The following is a 6,905-nucleotide window of genomic DNA, read 5'->3' as shown; positions in this document are numbered from 1 at the left end:
CCTTCAGGATATGAACGTCGACCGAACTGGCGATCTGCAGCACACCACCGGCCAGGAACAGGGCGCAGAAGGCTAGGCGGGCGGCTGTCACCGCCTTGAAGCGCATCAGCCACAGCATGACGCCGGTGGCGAAGAACACGCCGTGATGCACCAGAAGCAGGTCGAGCGTGCGTGTTTCGGCAAGGTCGGCCCAGTCGAGCGGGCAGTAGAGGCACCAGAACAGCGCGCTGACCAGGCCGATGGCGAGCGCCACAATTTCCATTAGATGGAAGCGGCCGAGCCGCAGCAAGGTCCAGACGACGGCATAGAAGGCGATCTCGATGCCGAGCGTCCAGTAGACGCTGTCCACCCATGGCGCGTAAGGGGCGAACAGGCCGGTGCGGACGAGCCTGACGACGGCATCGGTCGGCCAGCTGAGGCCGACGATCAAAAGCACCGCCGCAGTGACCGGCGCACAGATCCACACGGCCGGCGCCAGCCGTTTCACCCTGGCTTCGAAAAACCGCAGGGGTGTCGACCTTTCGGCGCTGAAGGCGATGACGAAGCCGCTGATGACGAAGAAGATCTGGACGCCGACCCAGCCGGATTCGACCCAGGCGCCTATTGCCGGCTGCGGGGGAACGCCGCCCGTGGCGCGCGCCGAAACACCGTCAGGATACGCCCACACCCAGAAGCCATAGTGGTAGACCATGACCATGACGGCGGCGAGAAAGCGCAGGATGTCGACGCCGCCAAATGTAATCTTCTGCTGAGCCATGCGACCTTTGTCGATGGCCCCCCGCGAACGACTTTAGGGTGCATTGCTGCGTCGCACAATAAAAGTATTGCTTGCCGATCGAAAAGGTCGTCCGCGGCCCACCTTCAGTGGCTCAAAGGCCGATCCCACGTTCCTTCAGCGCCGCAGTGATCTCGTCGAGGATGACCGGATCGTCGATGGTTGCCGGCATGGCCCATTCCTCCTTGTCGGCGATCTTCTGCATGGTGCCGCGCAGGATCTTGCCCGATCGCGTCTTGGGCAGGCGCTTGATCGTCACCACCGTCTTGAAGGCGGCGACCGGGCCGATGCGTTCGCGCACCAGGCCGACCACCTCGTTCTCGATGGAGCCGATATCGCGGGTCACACCCGCATTCAGCACCACGAAGCCCAGCGGAACCTGGCCCTTCATGGCGTCGGCAATGCCGATGACCGCGCATTCGGCGACATCGGGATGGGCCGAAAGCACCTCTTCCATGGCGCCGGTTGACAGGCGGTGGCCGGCGACATTGATGATGTCATCGGTGCGGGCCATGACGTAGAGATAGCCGTCCTCGTCGACCATGCCGGCATCCGCCGTCTTGTAGAAGCCGGGGAACTCGTCGAGATAGGCTTGGCGGAACCGTTGATCGGCATTCCACAGCGTTGGCAGGCAGCCGGCCGGCAGCGGCAGTTTGATCACCACATTGCCCAGCGTGCCGCGCTTCACCTCATGGCCAGCATCGTCGAGCACGCGGATGTCGTAGCCGGGCATCGGCACGCCGGGCGAGCCGTATTTCACCGGCAGCAGGCCAAGGCCGGCGGGATTGATCGTCATCGGCGAGCCGGTCTCTGTCTGCCACCAATGGTCGACCACAGGCACATTCAGCTTCTGCTCCGCCCATTTGATGGTTTCCGGGTCGGCGCGCTCGCCGGCAAGAAACAGCGTGCGGAACTTCGAGAGGTCGTGTTTGGCAATGAACTCGCCCTTCGGGTCCTGCCCCTTGATGGCGCGGAATGCGGTCGGCGCGGTGAACAGCGCGACCACGCCATGCTCCGCTATCACCCGCCAGTAGGTGCCGGCATCGGGCGTGCCGACAGGCTTGCCCTCGAACAGGATGCTGGTGCAGCCATGCAGCAGCGGTCCGTAGACGATGTAGGAATGGCCGACCACCCAGCCGACATCGGATGCCGCCCAGAACACCTCGCCCGGCTTGACGCCGAACTCGTTTTCCATCGTCCATTTCAGTGCGACCATATGGCCGCCATTGTCGCGCACGATGCCCTTGGGCTGCCCGGTCGTGCCCGATGTGTAGATGATGTAGAGCGGATCGGTGGCAAGCACCGGCACGCAGTCGACATTGGCGCCCGCTGCCCGTTCGCGGGCGACGGCATCGGCGTAGTCGATGTCGAAATGCTCCTTCAACTCGCAGCGCAACTGGTCGCGCTGCAGGATCAGGCAGGCGTCCGGCTTGTGGCGGGAGATCTCGATCGCCTTGTCGAGCAACGGCTTGTAGGCAACGACGCGGCCTGGCTCCAGGCCACAGGATGCCGAAATGATCAGCTTCGGCCTGGCATCGTCGATGCGGGTGGCAAGCTCATGCGAGGCGAAGCCGCCGAAGACCACCGAATGCACCGCGCCGATGCGGGCGCAGGCGAGCATGGCGATGGCCGCCTCGGCCACCATCGGCATGTAGATGATGACGCGGTCACCCTTGCCGATGCCGCGGTTCTTCAGCACCGAAGTCAGCGCGACGACCTCGCGCTTCAGCTCGGCATAAGTGAACTTTTTCACGGTTCCGGCAATCGCACTGTCATGGATCAGCGCGATCTGGTCGGCGCGGCCGCCGGCGACGTGGCGGTCGATGGCATTGTAGCAGGTGTTGCAGGTGGCGCCGGTGAACCAGCGGCCATAGACACCGGCATTGGCGTCGAACACCTTGTCCCAGGGCGAATACCAGTCGATGGCGCCGGCCGCATCCGCCCAGAATTGTTCCGGATCGCGTTTCCAGCCTTCATAGACCTCGTGATAGCGTGAAGCCATCCATACCTCCCCGGGAAATGTTTTTCTTCCTTCCAGATAGCGCGCTCTACCCTTGGCCGCAAATCCACGCCATTGTGACGACGGCATCGACCTGGCGCTTGGGGGCAAGCAGTTATGAACTGCGAGACGGGACTGGGGTGGTGATGTCTGCTGCTGTGCGGATCATCGGGCGCTTTTCGCTATCATCGGTCATGGGCGCCGTACTTGCTATGTCCACCGGAACCGCTGAAGCCGGCGATGCCGCGGCACGGCACATCATCGGCTTTTCGCCGGATGGCGCTTATTTCGCCTTCGAGCAATATGGAACGCTCGACGCCGGCGCCTCGGACTCCGGCTGGTCTGAGATCGACGTCATCGATACCCGTACGGATCGGTTCGTTGGCGGTAAGCCGATCCTCGTCGTCGATGAGACGGAGGAGGCGACACTGACGCTGGAGCAGGCGAGGGCGCAGGCCGCCGCTCAGGCGGCGCCCATTCTCGCCCATTATGCAATCACATCCCCAGCCGAGCAGACAGCGTCCGACAAATTCACCTTTCCGGGTGAAATGGTTGCCTACAACGACATCTCCCGCCTCGAACAGGTGTCGCAGAAATGGCTGTCGCCGCTCCATGGCGAAACGGGCGTTTCGACCATCCAGCTCGACGAGATCCTGGCAGCCAGCACGAGCGATTGTTCGGCGAGTTTCGCAACGACGGAGCAGCGCGACACATCTGGCAAGGCACTCGGCTTCCGGCTGACGCTGCAAGGCCAGGACGGCAAGCCGTTCAAGATCCTGCACGAGGACAAGACCGTGCCGGGCTCAAGAAACTGCCCGACCTCCTACAGCCTGTCGGAATCCTACGAACTTACCCCGGCCGGCAAGCCGGCGGTGATCGTTGTGCTGGTGCAGCGTTTCAGCCAGGGTTTCGAGGGGCGCGATCGCCGCTTCCTCGCGGTGACCGGGGAGCCACGCTGAGAGGTCACGCCCAAGCGCTGGCAGCCGATCTGTCTGAAGGTTGTTTCTAGATCGGCAGGGCCACAAGCATGAGGCCAATGCCGCCAGCGATCAAAATGGCTGTCGCCAGCGCTTTTCTATGACGTTCGAAGCTCGTCGGAGCTCGCTCCCAATTGTAACGCATACGCTATCTCCCCAATACCCAGGCAGGTTTTACCTTACTTAGGGGAAGAAATGCAACGTCCGCTGCCGGCAGCCCGCTGTTTGTCACGTTTCATCGATAACTATTTCTGGGCCGAATGCGGCCGGGAAGACGCAACCGAGCAGGTTCTAACGCGACTGGCGCGGAGAATCTGTCAGCAAGGCCGTTGGTCCGTGCACCGGGCTCCCGTGATCGGCCGATAGACAGCGCTCCACCTCCGCGCTATCTGATTTCCGGGATGAGCATGGCTTGGAGGGGGCGTGGTGGAAATAGTCTCTGGAACCGTTCTGCGGCTGGCCGAGGATGCCTCGGTGCAGCATGTGGGCGATGGCGCAGTCGTGCTTTTGGCGCGCAGCGGCCAGCTCTATACATGCAACGGCACGACCGAAGCCTTTCTCGACAAGGTGGACGGCGCGCGCAACCTCGACCAGATCGTCGACCTGCTGTGCGAGGAGTTCGAGGTCGACAAGGGGACGCTCGATCAGGACATGGCGGCACTGGCCACGGATCTGATCTCGGAAGGTATCCTCGCCGCGCCAGGTGCTTGATGGCTGACGGCCCGCTCCTGCGCGCTCTTTTTCGCTGCCATCTCTGGGCGAGCGCGCGGCTGATGCCGGTCCTTGTCACCAACCGGAGCTTCGAGGAGGTGCTCAGATGGGCGCCGCTCGCCTCGTCGACGCCCTATCGCGGTCTGCCGTCCGCCTACATCGTCGAGAGCGTCAACCGCACGGTCCGCCACCCCTGGCTGATGCGTGACCGCAGGTGCTTGAGGGAAGGTCTGCTCGGTCATCGTTTCCTGCGACTAGCCGGCTTCGATCCGGACCTGCGCTTCGGCGTCGAACCGCAGTCGATGCAAGCGCAGCGTCTATCGGCGCATTGCTGGGTCTGCCTCGACGGCAAGCCGGTGGTCAGCGACAAGCTTCCCGGCATGGTCGAGATCTATCGTCATCATGCCGATGCCGTAAAGGCGCGTCCCGCTTGACCAGACCTTCAGCCTGCTATGGCCTCAACGGCCTGATCCTTGGCATATCGGCCGAGCGCTCCGAGCTGTGGCAGGATTTCGACCGGATGCTGGGCAGCCTGCGCATAGGGGAACCCGTCGCGCCGGACTTTCGTCTTGAGATCACCGAAACAGACACGCTGGACGAGACACCCAATGGATCCCTGGTCTTCGATGGCGAGGTGCCGGAGGATGGTCCCTGCCGGATGATCGAGGATGGCGGCATTGTCCATCTGGTCTTTCCCGGGCGCCAAACCGTTGCGATCAATGGTGGGGAAGGTTGGGCCGAACTCCGGATTAGCACCGGTACGAAAGCCGCCTGGACGCCGTCGATGTTGGTCCTGGATGCCGCGCTCGACGCCGGTGGCCAGCATATGCTGCATACGGCCGGGCTGACCTTGCCTGACCGCGATGCGGTGGTGCTGATCCACGCCCCGAGCGGCACCGGCAAGACCACGACGTCGCTGGCGCTGGCAACACAGGGCTTTGGCCTCTGCTCCGACGACGCCATGATCCTGAATGTCGCTTCGGGCAAGGTTGTAGCCTGGGGCTTGCCGCGCGCCGTCAAAATCCACCGGAAGACTGCCGAAATGATCCCGCAGGTGGCGCCATGCCTTGGCCAGACGTGGGATCGCAACGGCGAACAGCCGGTCTCGTTAGAACGGTTGGGCGGTATCATCCGGGTGGAAAACGCATCCGCCCGGCCGGTGGCGGCGCTTCTGCACCTGGCGCGTTCCGCCGACGGGCAGACCCGGCTCGTCGCCATGGCCAGGACCGACGCGATGGTGGCGCTGGCAGTCGACAATGTCCGCACCGGCATGACCGGGCTGCTGCCGATGCAGAAGCGCAGGCTGGCGACCATCGCCGGGCTGGTCAATGCGGTGCCGACCTTCCAGCTCGAAGTAGGCGCGCGCCCGGCTGACGCTGCGGCGCTGATCCGCGGCACCCTGGATTGACGTCAAGTCAGGCTACTTGCGGCCTGGCCTTGGCCAATCTCTGAATCCACCGGAAGGCGTCGCGGCGCAGGCGCGAGCCCAGTCTGTCCCTGGAATTGACGCCAAGCAGCGTATTCGTTGTGATCAGCCGCCTGGCCAGCCGTATGGAGAGGTCGGGCTTGATGCGGCCGGCGAGTTCGAGCGCGCGGCTCTCGTCGAACAGCTGGCCGGTCACATTGAGCACGATTGCCAACTCCAGTTCGATGCCGGTCATACGGGCAGCGTCGAACAGGCGTGCTTCCGCTTCGGGTGATTGCAGCGCCCGCACGCCTTGCAGCACGTCCACGCAAAGCTGCAGGCGGTGGAATTTGTGGCCGCCGGCGGCGTGCACGATGGCGATCGTTAGAAGAGCCGCCGGCGTGTCCGTGGCTTCGCCGTCGATGGCGCGCAATTCAGGGAAACCCAGCGACAGGCGCCGCCGCATGCCGGTGTCATGCACGAGGTCGCCATGCAGTTCGACCAGCAGGCTGGAATTCTCTTTTTCCAACCATTTGAATTCCTGCAATTCGTAGGATTCGGCCTCGTTGCTGCCAAGCTCGAAGCCGCATGCCGCGATCACCTGGTTTGCCCTGGCCAGATTGGCGGGTTCGACCAGGATGTCGATGTCGGTGAAGGGCCTGTCGGCGACGTTGCGGTAGAGCTTTCGCGCGAAGACGGGTCCCTTGACGATCCGCGCCGGAATATTGTCCGCCGCCAGTCCCTTCATGATGCGGTCGCCATGATACTTCAACAGCATCGACTGGCCGGTGGCGATCGTTGCCTTCTGGCGCAGATCCTCCAGCTTGCCGTGCAGGTCGGCATCCGCTGGCAGCCGCGCGTCCCCGCTGAGCTTGCGCAACATGATCGGCAGCACGCCGTGAAACTCGGCATTGTCGAGCAGCGCCGTCAGCGTCTTTGCCGACAAATCTTCGCCGCCTGCCGCCGCCTCGGGGTCAGCGAAGCGCAGCAAGAGTCTTTCTTGGGCGGAAGTAAGCGGTGGCAGCATCAACCCAGCTA

The 6,905-nt window shown here is 63.5% G+C and carries 7 protein-coding genes; 4 read left to right on the top strand and 3 right to left on the bottom strand.

The genetic code is table 11. The annotated features are described in order from the left end of the window. Window positions 1–757: acyltransferase (locus ENZ74_RS16565; RefSeq protein ID WP_164761055.1), on the bottom strand; the 757-nt coding region annotated here is incomplete at its 3' end. A 112-nt stretch (window positions 758–869) separates the two neighbouring features. After that, on the bottom strand, window positions 870–2,777 hold the full coding sequence (locus ENZ74_RS16560; protein ID WP_063169890.1) for a propionyl-CoA synthetase: 1,908 nt from the start codon (window positions 2,775–2,777) through the stop codon (window positions 870–872). Window positions 2,778–2,986: 209 nt separating this feature from the next. Between ENZ74_RS16560 and ENZ74_RS16555 the strand changes: the two genes are divergently transcribed. The 4 genes from ENZ74_RS16555 to ENZ74_RS16540 all read left to right on the top strand — a co-directional run bounded on the left by ENZ74_RS16555 (window position 2,987) and on the right by ENZ74_RS16540 (window position 5,870). Further along, entirely contained in the window at window positions 2,987–3,733 is a 747-nt protein-coding gene (locus ENZ74_RS16555; protein ID WP_244514258.1) for a DUF2259 domain-containing protein, read from the top strand. Between the two features lie 441 nt (window positions 3,734–4,174). Continuing rightward, on the top strand, window positions 4,175–4,462 hold the full coding sequence (locus ENZ74_RS16550; protein ID WP_032898709.1) for a PqqD family protein: 288 nt from the start codon (window positions 4,175–4,177) through the stop codon (window positions 4,460–4,462). Further along, window positions 4,462–4,896, top strand: a complete 435-nt coding sequence (locus ENZ74_RS16545; protein WP_063169891.1) for a lasso peptide biosynthesis B2 protein — start codon at window positions 4,462–4,464, stop codon at window positions 4,894–4,896. The genes ENZ74_RS16550 and ENZ74_RS16545 overlap by 1 nt, the downstream gene beginning before the upstream one ends. Further along, window positions 4,893–5,870, top strand: a complete 978-nt coding sequence (locus ENZ74_RS16540) for a hypothetical protein (protein ID WP_063169892.1) — start codon at window positions 4,893–4,895, stop codon at window positions 5,868–5,870. The genes ENZ74_RS16545 and ENZ74_RS16540 overlap by 4 nt, the downstream gene beginning before the upstream one ends. Before the next feature lie 7 nt (window positions 5,871–5,877). Here ENZ74_RS16540 and ENZ74_RS16535 read toward each other — a convergent pair. Next, window positions 5,878–6,905 (bottom strand): nucleotidyltransferase family protein (locus ENZ74_RS16535; protein ID WP_245470966.1); only part of this gene is annotated, 1,028 nt, incomplete at its 5' end.

This window comes from Mesorhizobium sp. M7A.F.Ca.CA.002.15.2.1 (assembly GCF_003998715.1).
Classification (GTDB): domain Bacteria; phylum Pseudomonadota; class Alphaproteobacteria; order Rhizobiales; family Rhizobiaceae; genus Mesorhizobium; species Mesorhizobium ciceri.
Note: the sequence above shows the minus strand (reverse complement) of the source record. Positions and strands in the feature narration are given on the sequence as shown.